The 22,746-nt window shown below is 68.9% G+C and carries 23 protein-coding genes; 13 read left to right on the top strand and 10 right to left on the bottom strand.

All coding sequences use genetic code 11. From position 1 onward, the window contains the following. Window positions 1–36 precede the first annotated feature (36 nt). Together ACFQU4_RS33680 and ACFQU4_RS33685 are read right to left on the bottom strand one after the other, a co-directional pair. The gene (locus ACFQU4_RS33680) at window positions 37–885 is read right to left on the bottom strand and encodes a phosphoribosylaminoimidazolesuccinocarboxamide synthase (protein WP_377500701.1); all 849 of its coding nucleotides are present in this window, start codon (window positions 883–885) and stop codon (window positions 37–39) included. Further along, entirely contained in the window at window positions 882–1,265 is a 384-nt protein-coding gene (locus tag ACFQU4_RS33685; RefSeq protein WP_377500703.1) for a pyridoxamine 5'-phosphate oxidase family protein, read from the bottom strand. Before ACFQU4_RS33685 ends, ACFQU4_RS33680 begins: the two co-directional genes overlap by 4 nt. Window positions 1,266–1,322: 57 nt before the next feature. Here ACFQU4_RS33685 and ACFQU4_RS33690 point away from each other — a divergent pair, with 57 nt between their 5' ends. Next, a complete protein-coding gene (locus ACFQU4_RS33690; protein ID WP_377500705.1) occupies window positions 1,323–1,970 on the top strand; it encodes a uridine kinase in 648 nt (215 codons plus the stop codon). A gap of 224 nt (window positions 1,971–2,194) precedes the next feature. Here ACFQU4_RS33690 and ACFQU4_RS33695 read toward each other — a convergent pair whose 3' ends face one another. Then, the gene (locus ACFQU4_RS33695) at window positions 2,195–3,004 is read right to left on the bottom strand and encodes an HIT family protein (protein WP_377500707.1); all 810 of its coding nucleotides are present in this window, start codon (window positions 3,002–3,004) and stop codon (window positions 2,195–2,197) included. Window positions 3,005–3,166: 162 nt separating this feature from the next. Between ACFQU4_RS33695 and ACFQU4_RS33700 the strand changes: the two genes are divergently transcribed. From ACFQU4_RS33700 to ACFQU4_RS33720, 5 genes are all read left to right on the top strand, one after another. Further along, on the top strand, window positions 3,167–3,646 hold the full coding sequence (locus tag ACFQU4_RS33700; RefSeq protein ID WP_377500709.1) for a diadenosine tetraphosphate hydrolase: 480 nt from the start codon (window positions 3,167–3,169) through the stop codon (window positions 3,644–3,646). Window positions 3,647–3,772: 126 nt separating this feature from the next. Beyond that, complete coding sequence (locus ACFQU4_RS33705) at window positions 3,773–4,993, top strand: MFS transporter (RefSeq protein WP_377500711.1); 1,221 nt, start codon at window positions 3,773–3,775, stop codon at window positions 4,991–4,993. A 52-nt stretch (window positions 4,994–5,045) separates the two neighbouring features. Then, window positions 5,046–5,804 carry a class I SAM-dependent DNA methyltransferase gene (locus ACFQU4_RS33710; RefSeq protein ID WP_377500713.1) on the top strand — a complete coding sequence of 253 codons (759 nt, stop codon included), beginning with the start codon at window positions 5,046–5,048 and terminating at the stop codon, window positions 5,802–5,804. 60 nt (window positions 5,805–5,864) lie between these two features. Then, window positions 5,865–6,479: a DinB family protein gene (locus ACFQU4_RS33715; RefSeq protein WP_377500715.1), complete on the top strand. Its 615-nt coding sequence runs from the start codon at window positions 5,865–5,867 to the stop codon at window positions 6,477–6,479. A 78-nt stretch (window positions 6,480–6,557) separates the two neighbouring features. After that, window positions 6,558–7,403: a phosphotransferase gene (locus ACFQU4_RS33720; protein ID WP_377500717.1), complete on the top strand. Its 846-nt coding sequence runs from the start codon at window positions 6,558–6,560 to the stop codon at window positions 7,401–7,403. A 455-nt stretch (window positions 7,404–7,858) separates the two neighbouring features. Here ACFQU4_RS33720 and ACFQU4_RS33725 read toward each other — a convergent pair whose 3' ends face one another. Next, on the bottom strand, window positions 7,859–8,260 hold the full coding sequence (locus ACFQU4_RS33725) for an adenylyltransferase/cytidyltransferase family protein (RefSeq protein ID WP_377500719.1): 402 nt from the start codon (window positions 8,258–8,260) through the stop codon (window positions 7,859–7,861). A gap of 147 nt (window positions 8,261–8,407) precedes the next feature. On the opposite strand from ACFQU4_RS33725, the gene ACFQU4_RS33730 reads away from it, so the two are divergent. Further along, on the top strand, window positions 8,408–9,289 hold the full coding sequence (locus ACFQU4_RS33730; protein ID WP_377500721.1) for a transglutaminase-like domain-containing protein: 882 nt from the start codon (window positions 8,408–8,410) through the stop codon (window positions 9,287–9,289). Between the two features lie 27 nt (window positions 9,290–9,316). Beyond that, entirely contained in the window at window positions 9,317–10,201 is an 885-nt protein-coding gene (locus ACFQU4_RS33735; protein WP_377500723.1) for a transglutaminase-like domain-containing protein, read from the top strand. Window positions 10,202–10,213: 12 nt separating this feature from the next. Here ACFQU4_RS33735 and ACFQU4_RS33740 read toward each other — a convergent pair whose 3' ends face one another. Further along, complete coding sequence (locus tag ACFQU4_RS33740) at window positions 10,214–11,287, bottom strand: hypothetical protein (protein ID WP_377500725.1); 1,074 nt, start codon at window positions 11,285–11,287, stop codon at window positions 10,214–10,216. Window positions 11,288–11,370: 83 nt separating this feature from the next. Here ACFQU4_RS33740 and ACFQU4_RS33745 point away from each other — a divergent pair, with 83 nt between their 5' ends. After that, on the top strand, window positions 11,371–11,985 hold the full coding sequence (locus ACFQU4_RS33745) for a TetR/AcrR family transcriptional regulator (protein WP_377500727.1): 615 nt from the start codon (window positions 11,371–11,373) through the stop codon (window positions 11,983–11,985). Between the two features lie 10 nt (window positions 11,986–11,995). On the opposite strand, the gene ACFQU4_RS33750 is transcribed toward ACFQU4_RS33745, so the two are convergent. Beyond that, entirely contained in the window at window positions 11,996–14,704 is a 2,709-nt protein-coding gene (locus tag ACFQU4_RS33750; RefSeq protein WP_377500729.1) for a LuxR C-terminal-related transcriptional regulator, read from the bottom strand. A 121-nt stretch (window positions 14,705–14,825) separates the two neighbouring features. On the opposite strand from ACFQU4_RS33750, the gene ACFQU4_RS33755 reads away from it, so the two are divergent. Further along, complete coding sequence (locus tag ACFQU4_RS33755) at window positions 14,826–15,425, top strand: dihydrofolate reductase family protein (protein WP_377500732.1); 600 nt, start codon at window positions 14,826–14,828, stop codon at window positions 15,423–15,425. Window positions 15,426–15,449: 24 nt separating this feature from the next. Next, window positions 15,450–16,340: a siderophore-interacting protein gene (locus ACFQU4_RS33760; protein WP_377500735.1), complete on the top strand. Its 891-nt coding sequence runs from the start codon at window positions 15,450–15,452 to the stop codon at window positions 16,338–16,340. On the opposite strand, the gene ACFQU4_RS33765 is transcribed toward ACFQU4_RS33760, so the two are convergent. After that, window positions 16,307–17,296, bottom strand: a complete 990-nt coding sequence (locus ACFQU4_RS33765) for a helix-turn-helix transcriptional regulator (RefSeq protein WP_377500738.1) — start codon at window positions 17,294–17,296, stop codon at window positions 16,307–16,309. The two genes, ACFQU4_RS33760 and ACFQU4_RS33765, sit on opposite strands and share 34 nt — an antisense overlap. 69 nt (window positions 17,297–17,365) lie before the next feature. On the opposite strand from ACFQU4_RS33765, the gene ACFQU4_RS33770 reads away from it, so the two are divergent. Then, window positions 17,366–18,484, top strand: coding sequence for an epoxide hydrolase family protein (locus tag ACFQU4_RS33770; RefSeq protein WP_377500740.1), 1,119 nt, complete (start codon window positions 17,366–17,368; stop codon window positions 18,482–18,484). Window positions 18,485–18,650: 166 nt separating this feature from the next. Further along, window positions 18,651–19,793 (top strand): Gfo/Idh/MocA family protein, encoded by a 1,143-nt coding sequence (locus ACFQU4_RS33775; protein WP_377500742.1) that lies wholly within the window; start codon window positions 18,651–18,653, stop codon window positions 19,791–19,793. Window positions 19,794–19,796: 3 nt separating this feature from the next. Here ACFQU4_RS33775 and ACFQU4_RS33780 read toward each other — a convergent pair whose 3' ends face one another. The 3 genes from ACFQU4_RS33780 to ACFQU4_RS33790 all read right to left on the bottom strand — a co-directional run bounded on the left by ACFQU4_RS33780 (window position 19,797) and on the right by ACFQU4_RS33790 (window position 22,648). Further along, window positions 19,797–20,801 carry a LacI family DNA-binding transcriptional regulator gene (locus tag ACFQU4_RS33780; RefSeq protein WP_377501011.1) on the bottom strand — a complete coding sequence of 335 codons (1,005 nt, stop codon included), beginning with the start codon at window positions 20,799–20,801 and terminating at the stop codon, window positions 19,797–19,799. Window positions 20,802–20,894: 93 nt separating this feature from the next. Next, window positions 20,895–21,746 (bottom strand): carbohydrate ABC transporter permease, encoded by an 852-nt coding sequence (locus ACFQU4_RS33785; RefSeq protein WP_377500744.1) that lies wholly within the window; start codon window positions 21,744–21,746, stop codon window positions 20,895–20,897. Next, window positions 21,743–22,648: a carbohydrate ABC transporter permease gene (locus tag ACFQU4_RS33790; protein WP_377500746.1), complete on the bottom strand. Its 906-nt coding sequence runs from the start codon at window positions 22,646–22,648 to the stop codon at window positions 21,743–21,745. Before ACFQU4_RS33790 ends, ACFQU4_RS33785 begins: the two co-directional genes overlap by 4 nt. Window positions 22,649–22,746 lie beyond the last annotated feature (98 nt).

The following is a 22,746-nucleotide window of genomic DNA, read 5'->3' on the forward strand; positions in this document are numbered from 1 at the left end:
CGTGACTGACCGGCGGAAATTCACTCAAGCGTTGCGCTAGCTGGACCAGGTGGTGCCGGTGAAGCGCTCGTACATGTCGATGTAGCGGCGTCGCGTCTCGGCGACTACCTCGGCCGGCAGTTCGGGCGCCGGCGGCGTCTTGTCCCAGCCGGTCGTCTCGACCCAGTTCCGCAGGTACTGCTTGTCGAGATAGTTCTGCGGGCGGCCGGGTTCCCATTCGTCGACAGCCCAGAAGCGGGACGAGTCGGGGGTGAAGATCTCGTCGGCGAGGATGATCTCGCCGTCCGGCGTGCGGCCGAATTCGAACTTCGTGTCGCCGATGATCACGCCCCGGCTCTCGGCGAGCTTGGCGGCGCGCGTGTAGAGGTCCAGGGTGAGGTCGCGCAGCTTCGCGGCGGTCTCCGCGCCGACCAGGCCGACGACCTGCTCGAAGGTGATCAACTCGTCATGCCCTTGACCGACGGGCGCCTTCGTGGATGGCGTGAACACGGGCTCCGGCAGCTGCGAGGCCTCGACCAGGCCCTCCGGAAGTCGTACCCCGGAAATCTCGCCGGACTGCCGATAGGCATTCAAACCGGTGCCGGAGAGATAGCCGCGCGCGATGCACTCCACCGGCACGATCTCGACCTGCCGGCAGCGCATCGCCCGGCCGGCGAACTGCTCGGGGACGTCGGTCACCGACAGCACATGATTGGGTACGTCGGCGAACTGCTCGAACCACCACAGGGAGAGCGCCGTCAGCACCTTTCCCTTGTCCGGGACGGGCGTCGGGTGCACGACGTCAAACGTCGACACGCGGTCCGACGCGACGAGCAGGATCTCACCGGGCCGATCCGTGTAGATGTCGCGAACCTTGCCCTGATGCAGCAGCGTCAACTCGGTCACGGCAGCAGTCTCGCAGGTGAGCCCTGGCCGGACTGCCCGGGGCTGGTGACCTGTTCCGGCTCCCCGGCCTTCCAGATCGTGATCTTGAGACCGTGGTCGTCCCCTTCGACCGACGACGCGATCGCTCGGTCGTGATCGTCGATCGAGTTGTGCAGCGTGAACCGCGGATCGCGGTTCAGGTCGAGGAACTTCGTGGTGCCGGGCATGCCCGCGATGACGAGCTGGCCTTCGAAGATGCACGGCTCGACCGGACTGATCCGTGGATAGCCGTCGGAGCGCAGGGTGCCGAGCAGACAGAGCCGGTCGGCCTGCTGATGCCGACGGGCGAAGATCGACGAAACCCGCGGCGCCGCGGCCGCGAACTCCTGCCAGGTGGTCATGGGCGCCACACTAGGGAAGTCCCACCGCGCGAGTGATCGATTGGGTAGGAGACCTTGATGAAGCTGCCGGAAGGCACCACGGAACCCGTGATCACCCATTGGCAACGGGCCTCGACCACCGAACTGCTGGACCGGCTGGACCTGCCCGACCGGACCGCCGGTAACCGGGTGATCCTGGTCGACGGGCGCAGCGCGGGCGGGAAGACGACCCTGGCGGGTCGACTCCGGTCCGCCCTGGCCGGGTCGGAACTGGTGCACACCGACGACGTGGCCTGGAACCACTCGTTCTTCCGCTGGGACTCCGAACTGATCGAGAACGTGATCGCGCCGGTACGGCGGAACGAACCGGTCCGCTACCGACCACCGGGCTGGGCCGGGAAGGGGCGCGAGGGCGCGATCGTGGTGGAGCCCGGCCGGGATCTGATCGTGGAGGGCGTGGGCGCCGGCCGGGCAAGCATCGCGGCCTGGGCCGATGCGGTGGTCTGGGTGCAGTCGGACTTCACGGACGCCCGAGTCCGCGGGATCGCCCGGGATCTGGAGCTCGGGATCCGGGACGCGGCGGGCGTGGAGAGCTTCTGGGAGGAATGGATGAGTTCGGAACTTCCGTTCCTGGAGGTGGAGCAACCCTGGCGCCTAGCCAAGATCATCGTGGCCGGCCGCGCCACCGCCGACGATCCCGACCTGGTCGACCTGGCGCTGACCTGATCCGGAGATCACAGGTGCGGAGCCGGAACAACCCTTGCGCACTGGGTGTTCGGTGGCCCACCTACGAGTTGATCTTGGTGTAGGAGAGGGAACGTCGACAAGGCAGCGCTCAGGATCGCATAGGACCCGACGGCACCGTCCACCAGGGGCACACCTGATCTATTTCCCGAGTTCCGCGTTCGAAGGAACCAGTGGGCATTGCCGAGATTCGGGACAAACCATGTCTATCCCGCTGGCGGTGAGCTGGTAAGCCGTCTTGTCAACAGAGTAAAAGGGTTGACGGCCTCGTCGTGTGATCGGCCGAACACGTGCAAATGAACGTGTGGCGTTCCCTGGTGTGATGCCAATCCGTCGTTGGCAAAGCAACTGAGGCCGGTTGCTCCCGATGCGCTATCGAACTGATTGCGCACCTCCTTGAGTCGCGCACCCATAGATACGACCTCCGGTCCCGTCAAATCGCCAATGCTCACGACATGACGCAGCGGCAACAGGATGACTTGGGATTCAATCATCACGCCCCTGGGTCGGATCACCCTCACGCCATCGGCCCTCCAACGCTCCTGCTTCATGAGCACCTCAGGCCAGCAACCATCGCACTCAGAGTCAGAGGGGGCAGGAATAGTCACCTCTGGTGCATCGCCGAGCGCCCGCGCTAACGCTGAAAGCGTTTCATCATCAACCGTGACGGAATCTCGGTCCTCGCGCGGAATGGCCATGACGCGATTCGGAGATATCTCCTCACCTGGATACCGGCCAAAGATGTGAACTGCAGGACCCGCGGTAAGCGGCTCAGGCTCACCAATTCCAATCCTGTCCGGCTTCCAGCCCGCGGAGAAGCTGATGCCGAAACCGCGAGCCTCGAGAGTGTGCCAAAGTGCCGACCGTGACCTGCGATAAGCGTCGAGCAGCTCGTTTGCAGCGGCATCATCGAAATGGTGATCAGGTGACCTATCAACGAGCGCCAAATGGCTTCGAGTCATTGCACGTTCCGGCACGACAATCTTCCAGCGTCTATTCTCCCAAAGCTCGATCATGCTGAATACATTAGCAGTTATGGGCGAGGATCTGACGGGTAACAATAGGTAGCCATAGGCGGATCCTGTCCAATTCGCGTCGCCTGGACCATGCAGGCGCTCTGGCACGGGACTGCTCTGCCCGGCCCCCGAGTTCGCAGCCTGTGTGACTATCGTTTCGCCATGCCTGCTCACCAATCCGATATTCCAGCGGACGAGGACTTTCAGCTACTAGCACACCTTGAGTCGGGGCGAGCTATCATCGGGGAGGCACAATTTCTGCCCGGATACAGCCTTCTTCTCTCGGGCGTCCCGGGCGTAGACCGCCTGACCGATCTGCCCCGCTCTGCTCGAGTCGCCTTCCTGGCGGACATGGAGGCCGTCGGTGAGGCGGTCGAGCGGGTCTGCCAACGCGATTCCGATTTCCGCCGGATCAACCTGGAGATCCAGGGAAATCTCACGCCCAAGCTCCACGCGCACATCTGGCCGCGATATGAGTGGGAGCCTGCGGCCGTCAGATTCCATCAGGTGGCCCGCCACCCGAAGGAACGGTGGCACGATCCCGCGACACGCCTTGGCCCGCAACACACCCCACTTCGGGATGCCCTCCGGGCCGAGCTGGCAATCGTCGTCAAGCAGAACCAATCAATGCCGAACGGCTGATGGCTGAGCGGTGGGCCCGGGTGCCGGAGGCTGGCGATCCGGATTATTCGATGTCGATCTTGCTGCCGGTCGTGCGAGACTGCCCAGATCTTCGACCGAGAGGGAGAGGTCGTGTTTGATCAGGCAATGGCGCCGCTGCGGAATCGACGCTTCACCGTTGTGCTGTCGGGTGAGGGCCTGTCGATGATCGGTGACGCCGCGTTCGCCGTCGCGCTGGCCTGGTTGGTGCTTCAGGAGACCGGTTCCGTCGTTGCACTCGCGTCCATCCTCTTGGTGCAGGCGATCCCGGGTGGTCTGCTGATGTTGTTCGGCGGCGCGATCACGGACCGGGTCTCGCCCCGTACCGTCATGGTCTGGTCGCACGTCGTTCGGGGACTGGCCGTCGGAACGGTGGCCGTTCTGGCCGGGACTGGGAACCTCCAGCTGTGGCAGCTCTACGTACTCGCCGTGGTGATCGGTGTCGCGGGCGCCTTCTTCGGCCCGGCGTCCGAAAGCGTGCTGCCCTTCCTCCTGCCAGCGGAGCAGCTTCCGCGCGGCAACGCGCTCCAGGGTGCGGTCGAGCAGTCGGTCATGATCATCGGACCGCTGCTCGGTGGACTCCTGACGGCGTGGCTCGGGCCGGCCGTGGCGATCGGATTGAACGCGCTCACCTTCCTCGTCGCCGCCATGACGGCGCGCGCGGCGCCGGGCCGTGAGGCCGCACCGCGGGAGCCGATCTCGGCTGCTGTCGTGATCAAGGAGATCGGTGAGGGTCTGCGGCTTGCGCGACGGAGCCATGAAGTACGCATCGTGCTGTTGATCGTCGGCGCCTCCGCGCTGAGCTACAGCGGCCTGTTCGCCGTCGGCCTGCCGGCTCTGGCGCAGTCCTTCTCCGCCAGCGCCGTGGCACTCGGAACGCTGATCTCTGCCTGGGGCGTCGCACAGCTTCTCGGTACGATCTCCGCAGCGATCACCGGCCTGCCGCGCCGCTGGGGCTTGTTGATCATCGGCATGACCCTGGTCGAGGCGACCGCCTTCGCCTTGCTGGGCGTATCGCCGAACATCTTCGTCGCCTCCGCGATCTTGGTTGTGGTCGGCTTCGGCGTCGCCTACTCGAGCGATGTGGCCCTGCCGACGTTCATCCAGACCCGCACCCCGCGGGAGTTCCTGGGGCGGATCAGTAGCCTCATCGGGCTGCCGCGCGTCATCTTCGGGCCGGTGTCCATCGCTCTGCTCGGCGGCGTTCTGACCCACTCCATCGGCTGGGGTTTCGCCATCGCGGCGATCCCCATGCTCCTGGTCGGCATCCGGCTGGTTCTCGATCCCGCGGCGCGCAAGCTACGTACAGACCCGGAGCCCGTTTCCTGACGAATTTGATCATGGCGGCGTTCGCCCAGTCACGGCCTGCCAGACTGTGGTCATGACCTCTCGATCGGCCCGAGTTGCGACGGAGCGACCGTTCTACGACCGGCACGCTGACGCCTACGACGCGTTGATCACCGACCCGGTCGAGCCGTGGGTCGAGGCCGTACACGAACGGCTCCAGGGCGCCGGGATCACGCGCGCATCGATCTTGGATGCCGGTTGCGGGACCGGGCGGCACGGTGAGGCCTTGGCTGCCCTGGGCCATCGGGTGACCCTCCTCGACGCGTCGCCGGCACTCCTGGCGGTTGCCTCGCGTCGCTGCCCGAACGCCCGCATCCTCCGCGCCGACCTCTGCCGGCTGGAGGCCGATGAGACCTACGATGCCGTGGTTTGCCGTGGCGTGCTGAACGATCTTGTCGAAGACGCCGAGCGCGCGGCGGCGCTCAGTTCTCTCGCGAAGATCACGGGTCAGGACGGATTCCTGATCTTGGACGTCAGAGAACGCGAGGCCTCGGCGCTGCGAGCAGACGCCGAGTGGCGTGCCAAGACCGTGGAACTCGCGGGAGGAGAACGGCTGACGTTCTCCAGCCGACCGACCTGGCACGGAGGCCGGATCGAGGTCGAGGAACGTTACGAGCTTCGGTCCGCCGACGGCCGACCGATCGCCGTGCACGAGTACTCGTTCGCGATGGTGCCGTGGACCCGGGCCGAGCTTCAGGAGGGCCTGAGCCGCGTCGGATTCACGCGGGTCGAGGTCCGGCCAGGGGTGGGACGGCGCAGTCCCGACCGGATCCTGGTCGTGGCCAGGCGCTAGCCCAGCCTCGCGGCCCGAAACCTTGCCGGAGGCCGCAAACGCATGCCAGGCTCGGCTTTCATGACGGGCAAGCGCGCCGACGTTTTCCTTACCTGGATGGGGCTGATCGACAGTTACACGCTCGACCGAGCGCGGAAGGACCTCGTGCAGGACGAGCTCGACTTCGAGCCGCACCCGGGTGCGTGGGGGATCCGCCGGCGTGGCGAGCAACGTACGAAGCACATCTGGACCGAGGACAACGGCGAATGGGTCGTCGAATGCGACTGGGACCTGGCGACGGATGAGATGAACGGTCGGCCCGTGGTCATACCGATGACGACGATCAACTGGCTGCTCAACCACTTCGGCGCCGCGCCGGGCCTGTTCGCCGAACTCGAGATCGTCGGCGGCCCCACCACCCCGACACAAGACGTCTACAACCAGATGTGGAGCCACACGATCATCCCGACCGTCGACGAGGGCCTGGCGCGATTCGACGACGGCTGGGCCGCGCTCAGGGAAGCGCTCAAGATCACGACCGACGAGATGCTCGAGCGGGACTACCCGGGACATCCCTGGAAGCGCGGCGACCGCGCCCTCGCCGCGATGCTCAACGAGGTGAGCCACCACGGCACCCAGATCTGCATGGTGCGTGACCTCTACGCCAACCGCTACGGCAGGACCCGTCAACGCTGAAGCGGGAGGTCCGGGGCCTTCGGCTGTCCCGTTCCTGGTCAGCTCCGGCTGTCGGTGCCGTGCGGTAGGAAGAGGTTCATGCTGGCTGAAGCTGATGCGGTGGCTCTGGTTGATGAGGTCAACGCGGCGACGGGCGCCGATCTTGTGCTGCGAGGCATCGCGGCTCAAGGCGGGACCGGCGGCGCGGTGTTCGTGCAGTGGCCGGATGGTCGACAGGGTGTTGTGACACCGTCGGTCGCCCCACTGGCAGCGCTGCAACAGCAGGCCGACCTGATGATCTTGGCGCGATCACGCGGAATCGCGGTGCCTGAGTATCAGCTGGTGGTGCCGCTGGCCGAGCGCCGGGTCATCGTGCAGGAACGGGTGCCGGGCGAAGTGAAGCGTCTGGACGTGGCCAAGCTGGAGACGATGATCGAGGTGAACGAGCAGTTTGCCGACCTGCTTGCCGATCGCTCCGATGTGCCCGTGCCCATGCTGCTGCTTCGCCATGAGCGGGGCTGCGGCCCCCTGGAGACGCACAGTGCCCGAAGTCGCCGGTTGCTGGACTGCGTGCGTGAGGTCGGCGAGGTTGAGATGCACGGGACTGATCTTGTGCATGCCGACCTCAATCACACCAACGTCCTGTTCGACGATGACGGCACTTTGACCGGTGTCATCGATTGGGACCTGAGTACGGCTCGGGGGGATCGTCACTTCGGGCTGGTGAAGATGCGCTACATCCTCCAGTGGGAGGCGCCGGACCCCGTCGTCCTTGCCCGGTTGGACGAGATTCTTGAGGACCTGATCGAGCCGGACACGCTGCGGGCGTACTGGGCTCATTGGGGCCTTCGACTGGTGGATTGGTCGATCAGCCACTTCGGACCCAGGGAAATAGACCTGCACCTGGAGCTGGCTGAGTCACGGTTGCTGGCCCGGCGAGGATGACGGCCTGGTCGGGACCGATCCGGAGAACGCTGCCGGGTCGGCGCCTTTGGCTGTCCCGTTCCTAGTCAGCTCCGGTTTGGAAGGGTCGACTCGACGGGTGAACTGTGGGAAAATGGGTGTAGGGCCCGTCCAAGTATGAGTTGGACGGGCCCTACTGGTGTGGTCTGGCGGGTGACGCTGCCTGACCATCGGATGCTCTCCGGTCCCGCGGTCCGTCACGACCGACGCGGTGGGCCGAAACCCTCCGTATGGACCTTCCTTCGTCCGATCCCGGTTGCCTTGCGGCGTCCGGTGAGTAAGTTCTACACCCGGTGCCAGGGGTCCGCAAGCCCTTCGGTGAAAGTATTCTGAGCAATTCTTCGTCCACCGGTCGATCCACAGTTACCGGCCGGATACCCACCGTTTCCGTACCCTCGTCCACACGTTGTGCACAGGGCCCTGGGGACAACCGCAGGTCAGGCGATGGTGGTGATGTGCTCGATGATCGCGGTGGTCGAGACGGACGGGGTGCGGGGCAGGTAGACGACCTTGCAGATGTCGTTCAGGTAGTCGAACTTGCCGGCCCAGTCGTCGCCCATGACGAGGATGTCGGCCTGGTGTTCCTCGACGTACTGCCGCTTCAGCTCGAGGCTCTCCTCGAGGAACACGCCGTCGACCACCTTGATGTTGGTCAGGATCTCCATCCGCTCGTCCTGGGTGAACACCGGACGCCGGCCCTTCTTGGCCAGGTTGAGCTGGTCGGAGGAGACGCCGACCAACAGCCGGTCGCCGAACTCGGCCGCCCGGTTGAGGACCCGGACGTGCCCGACGTGGAACACGTCGAATGTGCCGAACGTGATCACCGTCGTGTCAGCCATCGAAATTGCCCTTCGCTCGTGAACTTCCGGTCAACTCTACGGGAACGTACGACAGCGGCCGGGTGACACCACCGGCCGTCCCGAGGACCGTCCAGCACGGGCCGAAATTTCTGGACATTTCGGGGGTGGTGGGCGTGAGATCGTGCCATGACCGCTCGGGAACGCTTCGCCACCCACTCGCCCTACTCCGATCCCGGCCGCCATGCCGCGTTGCTCCGGGAGCCGGTCGGCCTGGACCGGATCGGAGCCGCGGTACGCAATCTGGTGCTGCACTACCGGGCCGAGGCGGACCTGATGCCGGACGACCGGCGGGACGAGATCAACGCGCGCTGGGTCTCGGCGATCCTCGAGCTTGATCAGGAGCGGCACCCGGAGCCGGTGCTGGAGCCGCGACCGCCCGGCGACCGGGTGGCCGGCTGCTGTCGTGATCATGCGCTGCTCGCCGTGGCGATGCTGCGGGAGCAGGGGATCCCGGCCCGGACCAGGGTCGGGTTCACCAGCTACTTCGATCCGGACTTCCATGGTGATCATGTCGTCCTCGACTGGTGGAACGGGGAGCGCTGGCAGCGGGCCGATCCGGAGCTGGTGCCGGGGACGCGGGAGATCGACGTGCACGACTTGGCGACCGGCGAAGGGGCGGCGTTCGAGACCGCCGCCGAGGTCTGGGTCGGCTACCGGGCCGGGCGGCTCGACCCGCAGCGGTACGGCGTCGCCGGTGTTCCCGAGCTGATCGGCCCGACCTTCATCAGGTTCTACGTGATCATGGAGGTCCACCACCGGTACGGCGACGAACTGCTGCTCTGGGACGAGCTCGGCGCCGGCATCACCGACGAGGACGCGGACCGGCTGGCGGCGCTGTTGATCAAGGCGGACGCCGGAGACGAGGCGGCGGAGGCCGAGTTGGAGCAGTGGTTCCGGACCGACCCGCGATTGCGGCCGCCCGACACGGTGACCCAGTTGTCCCCGTACGGTGAACCGCCGGTGATCATCGAGCTCGCGGCCGGACCGCCGGCCCGGGCTGGACTCTGACACGGTGTCAGGGCGCAGGCTCGGATCATGACCACTCCACACCGCTTCGCCGCTCACACGGCCTACACCGATCCCGGCCGGCACGCCGCGCTGCTCCGCGAGCCGGTCGGCATCGAGGAAGTCTGCCGCACCGCCGGCAACCTGATCCTGCACTACCGGGCCGAGTCCAACCTGCTCCGCGAGGATCGGAAGCACGAGGTCAACGCTCGTTGGGTCTCGGTGATCCTCGAGCTTGATCAGCAGCGGCACCCGGGATCCCTACTGGCCCCGCGTCCGCCGGGCGACCGGGTTCCGGGCTGCTGCCGTGACCATTCGCTGTTCACGGTCGCTGCGCTCCGCGAGCAGGGGATTCCGGCCCGGACCCGGGTCGGGTTCGCCGGCTACTTCGGCCCCGGCTTCCACAGTGATCACGTCGTCGTCGAATGGTGGCAGGGCAGCCGTTGGCAACGATCCGACCCCGAACTGCAGCAGCAAGATCATCCGTTCGACGTGTTCGATCTTGCCGTCGGCGAGGGAGCGCCGTTCCCGACGGCCGCGGAGGTCTGGACCGGCTACCGCCAGGGCCGGCTGGATCCCGAGCGGTACGGGGTCTTCCCGGGCTCCGAGCACGTCGGCCCGCCGTTCATCAAGAGGTATGTGTTCCTCGAGGTCAATCACCGCTACGGCAACGAGCTGCTGCTCTGGGACGAGGTCGGTACCGGCGTCTCGGACGAGGAGACGGATCGGATCGCGGCGTTGTCGATCAAGGCCGACGCCGGCGACGAGGGCGCGGAAACCGAGCTGGAGCAGCGATTCCGGGGCGACACCCGGCTGTGGCCGACCGGCACCGTGACCCAGTTGTCCCCGTACGGGGAGCCGCCGGTGACCGTCGATCTCACCCGCGCCGCCGCACCGTCCGGGGTCGCCGGCTGACCAGGACCATGATCAACCGACCCGGTCCTCGATCAGGAACGTGCCGCCGGCCTGTTCGGCAAGGCCGGGACCGAAGAGCGCGCCCGGCGTGTAGGCGCCCGGTCGGCCGGCCCCGGTCACCAGCCGGTCCGCGACCTCGGTGGCAATCGCGGCGGTGAAGTCCATCCCGTCGTCGGCGCGCAACCAGACCACCCGGTTCGAACCGTCGTCCCACTCGACTCGGGCGCGAGCCCAGGTGGTCGGGTCGCCGGCGGCGGCGTCCTCCTTGATCGTGACCCCGGCGAGCAGCCGGATCGCGCCGCGCCGCAGCGGAGGAATCCTGAGCAGGGCGCCGACGATCGGCAGGGCGAGGCCGGCCAGCCGTCCGGTCGGGATCTCCTTGGAGGCGGCGACGACGTCGGGTGCACCACTGCCGCGCTGGGCGGCGATCAGTTCGCCGGACGGTGCCGCGGCGGTGGTGGCCGTCCGCCCGTCGGGCAGGGCGAGCTGCTCGGCGCCGGCGCCGAGCCGGTCCGGGGTCAGCCGGCCCGACCGGTAGCTGAAGCCGCCACTGGCGAAGACGTCGATCATGGTCTCGGCCAGCACCGCGCCGACCGTGCCGCTGCCGCGGTAGTCGGCGAGGGCATCGACGCGGACCCGGACCGGAGTTGGCCGGTCGGCGCAGGCCCGCAGGGTCGCGCTCTCCGTACCGAGGACGCCGAAGCCGGCGCCGGTGACCAGGCAACGGCCGCTCGCGACGGCGGCGTCGTGACGGTCCAACATCCCGGTGACGGCGGGCAGTTCGTTGGCCAGGTCGAGGTAGTGCGTCCCTGCCGGACAACTGTCGGCGATCAAGGGACCCGTCGTGCCGAACGGGCCGACCGTGTTCACGACGACGGCGGGGGCCCGCTCGGTGATGCGCCGGGCGACGCCGTCCAGCGAGCTCTCGGCCAGCACCGTGGGTGCGTCGCCGAGCTCGCGGGCCAGAGCGCGCAGCCTCGTCTCGTCCCGTCCGACCAGCACCACCGAGCGGTGCCGCTCCACCAGGCCGGCGGCGATGCTGCGTCCGATGCGGCCGGTCGCACCCAGGATCCAGATCTCGTTCATGTCTGGCAGCATAGGCCAACTTGGCAGTAACTGCCAAACTGCGTGGAGCTGCCAATTCGGCACTGGTCGCCTATGGTGTCCTCGTGACGAGATCTACCGAGGAGGCTCCGCCGACGCTGTGGGACCGCTCCCGACGGCTGGCCCGGCAGTCGATCATGGACGCGGCGATGCGCCTGTTCACCGACCAGGGCTTCGAGGCGACGACGATCGCCCAGGTGGCGCTGGAGGCCGGGGTGTCGCAACGGACCCTCTTCCGCTACTTCGGAACCAAGGAGGACCTGATCGGCGGTGATCAGGAGGTGTTCGGCGACGTGCTGCGCCAGACCGTGGCGGAGCAGCCCGCCAGGGCGTCCAGCTGGGCCGCGCTGCGAGCCGGCATCGTCGCCGTCCTGGCCGCGCACGACGCCCCGGAGCACTTCCGCGACCGGTTCCGGTTGATCTTGACCATCCCGACGCTCCGGGCCCGCTACCTCGAGAAGCGGCTCCGCTGGCAGGCCGACCTGCTGCCGCTGATCGCGGAACGGATGGGCCTGGGCGACCGGCCCGCAGATCCGCGGCCGCGGGCCGTCATCGCGACCTCGTTCGCCTGCTTCGACGCGGCGCTGGACGCCTGGATCGAGGACGACTCGGTGCCGCTCGATCAGTTGTACGACCAGTGCGTGGCCACCGTCCGCGGGCAACGGCCGCCCAAGCCCTGATCGCTGTTGATCAAGAGGCAGGCGAGGCGCCGGACTCGGTCGCGCTGCGGGCCAGCTCGGTCCGGTTGGCGACTCCCAGCTTGGCGTACACGTGCGCGAGGTGGGTCTTCACCGTGCCGCGCCCGATGAACAGCTCCGCAGCGATCTCGGGATTGGACAACCCGCGGACGGCGAGTTCGACCACCGCCCGCTCGGCCGGAGTCAGGCTGGCCCAGCCGGAGCCCGTGCGGTCGGCCGAGCGGACCGGGAGCGCGCGCTCGACCGCCTGCGCCAGGGTCAGGGCGCGGCCCCGGTCCAGCCCGACGGCGTACTCCTCGCCCCGCGGCAACTCCGGACGTCCGGCCCGATAGCCGGTGCCGGTACGGGCCCGGTCCGCGGCGCCGTACAGGATCGCGGCACGGTCCGGCGTTCCGGCCAACGCGGCCAGCGCCTCCAGGCTGTCGACCTGGCCGAGCAGCAGGCCGTGCTCGGACCGGAGCCGGAGCGCATCCCGGTGCGCCGCCGCCGCTCCGACCGGATCCCGCGTCTCCTGCAGCCGAGCCCGTTCGAAGATCAACTCCGCCCGGATCGCCGGCATCGCCGCGAGGATGGGCGAGTCCTGCGCCCGGTCCAGCATCGCGGCCGCGCCGTCAAGATCACCGGCAGTCCGGCGGGCGGCGGCCTGCATGATCAACAGGTCGGGTGTCGCGGCGTACCGCTCCCGTTCGCACCAGCCGGTCGCCGTCGCGGGATCGCTGCTCCACAAGGCGATCCGGGCCCGCGTTGCGTACCAGCCGGGCAGGTACGGCTCCTCGTCGGCCCGGTCGATCAGCCGCTGCAGCTCGTCCAGCAGCGACTCGCCCCCGGTCAGGTCACCGCGCAGGGCGAGGATCCGGGCCAGGCCCCAGGTGGCGACGCCGACCCGGGCGAAGTCGCGCAGCGGTTCGGTCACCGCCCGGGCTCGGCGGGCCGCCTGTTCGGCCGCGGCCAGGTCGCCGACGGCCGCCTGGCTCAGGGCCAGGGCGCACAGACCGGTGCCGGCGATCCCGCGGTCGCCGCGGTCGACCAGGCCGGTGACGGAACGGCCCAGCCAGTCGATCGCCTCCCGGTGCTGGTCCAGCAGTGAGTGCACCAGGCCGACCAGCACCCCGCCGGCGTCCCGTGCGAAGAGGTCGCCGGTGCGGGCGCCCTCTCGATGCCCGACCTGCGCCAGCTCGCGGGCCCCGGTCAGGTCGGACCCGATCAGTCCGATCGCGATCAACTGCCGCGCCAACCCGATCGTGGCCTGGTCGCCGGTGGTCTCGGCCAGGGCCAGCGCACGCTCGGCGGACGGATAGCCGACGGACGGATCGACCACGTCCCCGACCAACGCGAGACCGACCAGAACTCTGGCCTGCAAGGCGTCGTCGGTACCCGGGTCCAGCTCGGCGGCGCGCTGCAGCAGTCGCAATCCGGTCCGGTCTCCGGTGAGGTGCCACCACCAGGCGGCGTCGGCGCAGAGTCGCCGGCCCAACTGGCTCACGTCCGCTGAGCCTGTCGAGGGGCAAGGCCCGGTCTGGCTTGGCACTTCGACAGGCTCAGCGCGCGTTCGGCCGGCGAGGCACCATTCCGCGGCCGCGATCAGGTCGGCCCGCAGGTCCCGGACCCGCTCGCGCCAGGAGTCCTTGTCGGTGTTCAACAGCGGCGCCAGTCCGGCGAGCTGATCGGCCACGATCCGCGCGTGCCGGTGGCGCAGCTGGTCCTCCTCGCCGGCCTCGCGGAGCCGGGCCAGCGCGTACTCGCCGATGATCGTCAGCAGATGGTGTCGGGCCCGCGGTCCGGTCGGGTCGCAGACCACCAGAGACTTGTCGATCAAGCCGCGCAGCGCCCGGAGTTGAGCTTCCGCGGTCCGGCCGGCGCCCTCCGCCAGCGCCCGTACGGTCTCGACGCCGAACTGCTGGAACGGCGCCAGGTGCCGGAGCAGCACCCGCTCGTCCTCGGTCAGCAGCCGGTGACTCCAGTCGAACGAGTCGGCCAGCGTCCGCTGCCGGAACGGCGCCGCCCGCCCGCCGCCGTCCAGCAGCGGGTGGCCCGGCTCCTTGATCAACAAGTCGGCGATCTCTTGCAGCGAAAGGGTTCCGGACCAGGCGGCGGCCAGTTCGAGGGCCAGCGGCAGGCGGTCCAGCCGGTCACAGATCCGGCGCCCGGCCGCCCTGGCTGCAGGGTCCTCCGGGTCGGCGTCGGCCCGGTCCAGGAACAGGGCGATCGCCTCGTCCAAGATCATCGGCGCCAGCCGCCAGACCCGCTCTCCGGTCACGCCGAGCGGCTCCCGGCTAGTGGCCAGTACGGTCAGCCCGGGGTGATGCCGCAGCGCGGTCTCGGCGAACGCGGCCACTCCGGCCCGTACCTGCTCGCAGTTGTCGATCACCATCAAGGTCGGCCGGTCCGCCAAGGCGGCGGCCACCGCCGTCGGATCGGAACCCGGGATCGGCGCCGCGACGGCCTCCGCGACGCGCGCCACCACCTGCTCGTCCCGCGCCTCCTCGGACAGGTCGACCCAGACCACGTCGGCCGGGCCGGCCGTTCGGGCGACCCGGATCGCCAGCCGGGTCTTGCCGCAGCCGCCGGGCCCGACCAGGCTGAGCAACCGGCTGCCGGCCAGGGCCTGGGCGACCGCCTCGGCTTCGGCCGCACGCCCGACGAACGACGAGAGCTCGCCGGGCAGTCGGCGTCCTGAGCCTGCCGGAGAGTCGGTCACCATGGTCGTCGAGTCTGCCACCCGCCGCGGGAAGATCGGCCACCTGGCAGATGTAGCGGCCCACCCCTCCCGGACAGGATCGAACCACTGCGAACCCCGCAGCGAAACCGAGAGGAACACCGACATGACCGAGCAGCAGACCACCCGGACCGTCCTGGCCAACGTCACGATCTCGATCGACGGGTACGTGACCGGACCCGGCGGGCCGGCCGACATGAGCTGGGTCGCCAAGCACGCGGTCAGCGAACAGGCCCGCGACATCCTGACCCGGATCGTCAACGGCACCACCGCCGTGCTGGGCCGGGTCAACGCCGAGGGCTTCCGCGGCTACTGGGTGCCGGTCGGCCGGGACGAGAACGCCGATCCCCGCGACCGCGCGTACGGCCAGTGGATCGAGCGGGTGGACAAGGTGATCTTCTCCACCACCCAGACCGAGACGGACTGGAACAACGCCCGGATGGTCAACGGCGATCCGGCCAAGATCATCCGCGAGCTGCGCGATCAGCCGGGCGGCGACATCGTGATCAACAACAGCCTGAGCCTGATCCGGGCTCTGCTCGCCGCGGACGAGATCGACCGGCTGATCGTCATGCTCGCGCCCGAGCTGTCCGGTGGCGGCGTCCGGCTGTTCGAGGACGGCTTCCCGTCGACCTCGTGGACCCTGACCGACGTCACCAGCACCGATACCGGCGCCGTGGTGCTGCAGTACGATCGCCATCAGTGAGCGACTTAGGTTAACCTAAGTCGCGTGAGCAGATTTGCCGACTACTACACGGCGTCCGTGCTGAGCGCCGAGCGGCTGACCCCGAGCATGATCAGGATCCGGTTCGGCGGAGCTGATCTTCGCCGGTTCGTCAGCAGCGGCCAGGCCGACGAACGGGTGTCGGTGATCTTCCCGTTGCCCGGGCAGGCCCGGCCGCCGCAGCCGACCTTGATCAACGGGATCTGGAGCTACCCGGACGAGGCGACCCGGCCGCAGTTCAGGAGTTACACGGTGCGCCGCTGGGACCCGGCGGCGCCAGAGATGATCATCGACTTCGTGGTCCACGAGGGCGGGGTTGCGGCCCAGTGGGCGCTCCGGGCGGCGCCCGGCGACGAGGTCGGGCTGACGATGGCCGACGGGTGGTACGCGCCGCCGGTGGATGCCGGGTGGCAGCTGCTGGTCGCCGATCTCACCGGGCTGCCGGCGGCCGGCCGGATCATCGAGGAGCTGACCCCGGGCGACCGGGTGCACGCGATCATCGAGGTGATCGATCCGGCCGACGAGCAGCGCTTCGAGACCCGCGGCGACGTCACGTACCAATGGCTGCACAGGTCCGGGCACGGGCTGACCGAGAGTCGGTTGCCCGAAGCCGTGCGGGGGTACGAGCGGCCGGCCGGGCCGGGCTATCTCTGGTTCGCCGGTGAGGCCGGCGCTTCCCGTACCGTCCGGAAGTTCGTCCGCGGCGAGCTCGGCTGGTCCGCGGACCGGTTCGAGATCATCGGCTACTGGCGGCACCGCAAGGAGGAGTGGCTGGCCCGCTTCGATGCCGTACGGGACGAGATGGCACAGGCCCTCGACCACGCGAACACGGTCGGCACCAACCGGACCGAGGTCCGCGAACTCTACGACGACGCGCTGGAGCGGGTCGGGCTCTGAGGATCGCCGTCGATCGCCCGCAGGTAACGCTCGGCCACGGTACGGAGCGCCGCTACCAGTTCGGGCGGCTCGGTGACGCGGAAGTCCAGGCCGAGCATGCCGATGTAGACGGCGACCGTGTCGACGCTGTCGGCGCCGGTGACCAGCACGCAGCGATGATCATCGATCTCCTCGACCAGCCCGACGGCCGGATTGATCTTGGACAGCACCTCGGTCGCCGGCGCGAGTACGGTGATCCGGACGTGCACCTTCCAGCCCGTCGCGGCGACGTCGCGGAGCACGAAGGCGGTGTAGTCGCCGCCGGGCAGCGGGGTCGGCGTGAACCGGCGGCCGGTGGCCATCCGCGGCTCGATCCAGTCCACCCGGAACGTACGCCAGCGGTCCGACTCGCGGCCGACGAGATACCAGCGGCCCTGCCAGGCGACCAGCCGGTAGGGCTCGACGGTGACCGGCAGCCCGGCTCCGGGGTAGTCGAAGCGGGCCAGTTCTCGGTCCCGGATCGCCGCCGCCAGAGTGCTCAGCAGCTCGGCATCGACCTCGACCTCGGGGTCGGCGGTCGCGGTGTTCCGCGGTCCCTCGCTGGTGGCCTGGTGGATCGCGGTGACCCGCCGCTTCAGCCGGTTCGGCAGCACCTGCTCCAGCTTGGCCAGGGCCCGGGCGCTGCTCTCCTCGATGCCGCCGACGCCCGTGGTGGCGCGCAGGCCGAGCGCGACGGCGACCGCCTCCGCGTCGTCGAGCAGCAGCGGCGGCAGCTTCCCGCCGGCACCGAGCCGGTAGTGGCCCGCGGCACCGCGCAAAGCGTCCACCGGATAGTCGAGGGCGCGCAGCCGGGCGATGTCGTTGCGGACCGTACGTTCGCTGACCTTGAGCCGCCGCGCCAGCTCGGGTCCGGTCCAGTCCGGGCGGGTCTGCAGCAGCCCGAGCAGGGCGAGCAGCCGGCCGGCCGTGTCTGCCATCGAAATTCCTTCAACGGAGTTCTTCAAACAGGAACGGAACGTGCCTGATTCGGCTCCATAGTAGTGCTCATGACGAACCACACCCCGTTCACCGTCCAGATCCCGCAGACCGACCTCGACGACCTCAAGGATCGGCTGGCGCGGACCCGGCTGCCGCAGCCCGCGCCCGGCGACAGCTGGGACTACGGCACCCCGAACAGCTACCTCGCCGAGACCGTCGCGTACTGGAAGGACGAGTTCGACTGGCGGGCCCAGGAGGAGCGGCTGAACGCGTTCCCGCAGTACCTGACCGAGATCGACGGCCAGACGATCCACTACCTGCACGTCCCGTCCGCCGTGGCAGGCGCGACGCCGGTGCTGCTGGTGCACAGCTACCCCGGTTCGTTCGCCGACTTTCTCGACGTGATCGGCCCGCTGGTCGACCCCGAGGCGCACGGCGGCAAGGCCGAGGACGCCTGCTCGGTGGTGGTCCCGTCCATTCCCGGCTTCGGCTTCAGCACCCCGCTGGCCGAGGGCGGCTGGACCCTGGCCCGGGTGGCCCGGGCGTTCGACACCCTGATGCGCGACCTCGGCTACGACGGGTACGGCGTGCACGGCAGCGACGCCGGCGCGATGGTCGCCCGCGAGCTCGGCCTGCTCGAGCCGGAGGGCTTCCTCGGCCTGCACGTGCTGCAGCTGTTCGCCTTCCCGAGCGGCGATCCGGCCGAGTTCGAGAAGCTGGAGCCGGCCGACTACGCGGGGCTCGAGCACATGCAGTGGTTCCAGTCGGTCGGCGGCTACAACGGGATGAACGCCTCCCGGCCGCAGACGATCGGGGCCGGCCTCGCCGATTCGCCGGTCGCCCAGCTGGCGTACTCGGAACTCTTCGAGTCCTTCGGCAACGGCACCAGCCTGATCACCCGGGACCAGCTGCTGACCCAGGTCTCGCTCTACTGGCTGACCAACACCGGCGCGACCGCCGCCCGCTTCTACTACGAGGAGGCCCGGGCCAAGGCCGAGCCGCAGATCAACCACTCCCGGACCGGCGTCGCCGTCTTCGCCGCGGACTTCCAGACCATCCGGGTCTTCGCCGAGCGGGACAACTCGGCGATCACCCACTGGAGCCGGTACGAGAGCGGCGGCCACTTCGCCGCGATGGAACGCCCGGCCGACGTCGCCACCGACATCCGGACCTTCTTCGCCGGCTGACCCCACTTCCCCACACTTCTTGTCGCTTCCCGCGAGTTATATCTCGCGGGAAGCGACAGTTTTTCACGTAACGTGAAAAACTGACCGGCCCCGGGAGTGGGTTCGCGTCCCGTGATCATGAACGCCCCGCAGACGCGTCGGGGCTCGGCAAAATAGGATGATCCGCATGGCGACGAGGCGAAAAGTAGCGATCCTGGGTGCCGGCATGATCGGCGAGGTGCATCGGCGGGCGGCGGTGCTGGCGGGGGCCGAGGTGGCCGGGGTGATGGCCTCCAGTCCGGAGCGGTCCCGCGAGGTCGCGGCCGAATGGGGCGTCGAGCACGCGTACGCCAGCATCGACGAGGTGGCCGCGTCCGATGTCGAGGCGGTGCACATCTGCACGCCGAACGCGTCCCACGTCCCGTACTCGATCCAGCTGATGGAGGCCGGCAAGCACGTCCTGTGCGAGAAGCCGCTCGGCACCGGCCTGGACGAGGCCCGCGAGGCGGCGGCCGCGGCGGAGCGGACGGGCATGATCAACACCATTCCGTTCGCGTACCGGTTCCATCCGATGGCCCGCGAGCTGCGGGCCCGGGTGCAGTCCGACGCGTTCGGCGCGGTGAACCTGATCCACGGCAGCTATCTGCAGGACTGGATGCTCAATCCGCTGGCCAGCGGCTGGCGGGTCGACCCGGTGGCCGGCGGGCCGTCCCGGGCGTTCGGCGACATCGGTTCGCACTGGTGCGACCTGGCCGAGTGGGTCACCGGTGACCGGATCGCCGAGCTGGTCTCGACCACGTCGATCACCATCCCGAAGCGGCCGGCGGCGACCGCGGCCTCGTTCAGTGCGGTCGAGGGCGACGCCGCCGAGCTGGTCGACGTGACCACCGAGGACAGCGCGTTGATCTTGTTCCGGACCCAGAAGGGGATCGCGGGGTCGGCGGTGATCTCGCAGCTCAGCGCCGGCCGGAAGAACCGGCTCTGGATCGAGGTCGACGGCGGTACGCAGAGCGCCGTCTTCGATCAGGAGCACGCCGAGCAGCTGTGGATCGGCGCCGACGCGGAGACCACCCTGCTGGTCCGGGATCCCAACCAGGGTTCGCCGGAGCAGCGCCGGCTGGCCGGGCTGCCGGCCGGTCATGCCGAGGGCTACGCGCAGTGCTTCGAGCACTACGTCGCGGATTCGTACGCGGCGATCGACGCGAAGACCTCCGGCACCGGCGAGGCGCCGCAGGGTCTGCCGACCTTCGCCGACGGGGTCCGGGCCGCCGAGATCTGCGACGCCATGCTGCGCTCCGACGCGGAGAAGACCTGGGTCAGGGTCGGCTGAGGCTCAGGGAGCTTCAGCGGTGCTGCCGCGGATGATCAGGTCGATGGCCAGGTCGAGCCGCGGCGCCGGGGCGGTGTCGTCGAGGTCGAGCACCAGCTGGGCGGCCTGCCGGCCCATCTCGGCCAGCGGCTGCCGGATGGTGGTCAGCGGCGGCCCAGCCCACTCGGCGACGCTCAGGTCGTCGTAGCCGATCACCGAAAGCCCTTCCGGTACGGCGAGCCCGGCGAGCCGGGCGGCCTCGTACACGCCGAGGGCCATCAGGTCGTTGCAGGCGAAGATCGCGGTCGGCCGGTCGGGCCGGTCGAGCAGTTCACGGCCGCGGGCCAGGCCGCTGTTGCGTTCGAAGTCGCCGAAGACGATCAGTTCCTCGCAGACCGGGGCGCCGGCCTCCTCCATCGCGGCCCGGAAGCCGGACAGCCGGGCCCGCGAGCACATGGTGTCGGCCGGTCCGGCGACGACGCCGATCCGGCGATGCCCGAGGGACAGCAGATGCCGGGTGGCGAGCAGACCGCCGTTCCAGTTGGCCGAGCCGACCGATGCGACGTCCGGGGCCGGGTCGCCGGCGGGATCGACCACCACGAAGGGGATTCCGCGGGCCCGCAGCTGGTCCCGCTGGGACCGCGAGACGCCGGACAGCACCAGCACGATGCCGGCCGGATTGCGCTGCATCAGCCCGTCCACCCATTCCGGGCCGGGGCCGGAATGATCACCGCTCTCGGTGACCACGACGCCGAGCCCGCGTTCCCGGGCCACCTGCTGCACGCCGCGCAGGATCTGCAGCGCCCAGACGGTCGAGAACCGGGCGAACACGAGCTCGATCAGCGGCGCCGCGTCGCGCAGGCCGCGGCGCTGGTAGCCGTGCTGTTGCAGCAGGGCCTCGACCCGGGCCCGGGTCGCCTCGGAGACGCCGGCCCGCCCGTTCAGCACCTTCGACACGGTCGAGGTGGAGACGTCGGCGTCCGCGGCGATCCGGGACAGGGTCGACCGGGCGACGGCGCCGTTGTCCATGGTGTCCACCCTGCCTCCCTCCGGGACCGCCCCCGCGGTCATCGGGCCCCATCCTGCACCAGATCCGCGAGTTTCCGCCGCCCCCCGTTCCGGTCAGCGGCCGGCCAGGGCACCGCCGATGCCTCCGACGCTGAAGTACCGGTTGAGCGCGGCGAACAAGATCACCGGCGGCAGCATCATGATCACGGCCACCGCCATCACCGGGCCCCAGTTGGTCGCGTTCTGCTGGAAGAACGTCTGCAGGCCGACCGGCAGCGTGTAGTTGACGTCGGAACGCAGGAACACGACCGAGATCAGGTAGTCGTTCCAGGCCAGCAGGAAGCAGAAGATCGCCGTCGACAGCACGCCCGGCAGCGCGTTCCGCAGCACCACCCGGACGAAGCCGCCGAACAGGGAGCAGCCGTCCATCCAGGCCGCCTCCTCCAGCGAGATCGGGATCGAGTCGTAGTAGGCCGCCATCATCCAGATCGCCACCGACAGCGTGGAGCCGACGTAGATGATCGTCACGCCGCCCAGGTTGTCCACCAGGCCGAGCGTCGAGAACAGCATGAACAGCGGGATCACGGCCGTCACCACCGGCAGCGACTGCACGATGAACAGGGTCAGCGAATAGCCGGAGACGAGCCGGTTCCGTACCCGGGACAGCACGTAGCCGGCCGGCGCCGCGACGGCCAGCGAGATGATCACCGTGACGATCGTGACGCCGAGGCTGTTCTCCAGCCAGTAGTCGACGTTGGTCTGGCTGAAGACCAGGACGAAGTTCTCCAGCGTGATGCCGGTGCTGGCGCTGCCCAGGCCGGGCAGCAGGGACAGGTAGACCACGGCGGCGATCGGGATCACGGTCACTGCGGTGATGAACAGGACCAGCACGAACCGCCACCACTGGCCGCGCTCGTCCAGGGGCGCCCGGCGGCTCCGGCTGCGCTCGCGTACGGTCTCGGTCATTCGATCGTCACCTTCCTGATCTGCCGGTAGAGCACCACCGAGATCACGACCAGGACCAGCGTCATCAGGAACGCGATCGCGACCCCGGGACCGGTCTGGAAGTTCTGGAACACCGTGCGGTACGCCAGCACCACCAGTGAGGTGGTCGCGTTGACCGGGCCGCCGCCGGTGAGCAGGAAGATCGTCGGGAAGTCGTTCACGCAGAAGATCGTCATCAGGATCCAGCTGATGTACGTCGAGCGGGAGATCAACGGCATCGTGATCGTCCGGAACGCCTGCCAGCCGGTCGCCCCGTCCACCTTCGCGGCCTCGTACACACCATGATCGACTCCGGCCAGCGCCGAACTCATCATCATCATCATGAACGGGAAGCTGATCCACACCTTGAACACGCAGACGGTGATCTTGGCCAGCAGCGGGTCGGCGAGGAACAAGACGTTGCCGAAGCCGATCGCCTCGGCCAGCATCGGCAGCGGGCTCTGCGGGGTGGCCACCAGCCAGTTCCAGGAGGTCGCCGACACCACGATCGGGACCACCCAGGGCAACAGCAGCAGCACCTTGAACACGCCGCCGGCCGGGATCTTGGTCCGCAGCAGCATCGCCAGGGCCAGGCCGATCACCCAGCTGCCGAAGACGCCGGTCACGGTGAAGATCACGGTGAACAGCGCCGAGCTCCAGAAGTCCGGGTTCTGCAGCACGTCGGCATAGTTGTCCAGCCCGACGAACCGGCCCAGGCTGATCAGGTTGCCGGCCCGGACCGACTGCATGCCTGCGTAGAGCAGCGGATACAGGTTGATCAACAGGAGCAAGATCAACGACGGCAGGGCGAGCAGCACCAGCGTGATCACCGACCGCCGCACGCCGCGGCGGCGGACGATCGGCCGCGGCCCGGGGCCGGCCATTCCGACGCCCCGGCGAGCTCGGTCCAAACCCTTGGCCAGGCCTGGCGCAGCGGGCGTTACCGGCGCCGGCGTGGGTTGCGAGGTCGGCGACTTCGGGG

Source organism: Microlunatus sp. GCM10028923 (assembly GCF_042666975.1).
Classification (GTDB): domain Bacteria; phylum Actinomycetota; class Actinomycetes; order Propionibacteriales; family Propionibacteriaceae; genus Microlunatus.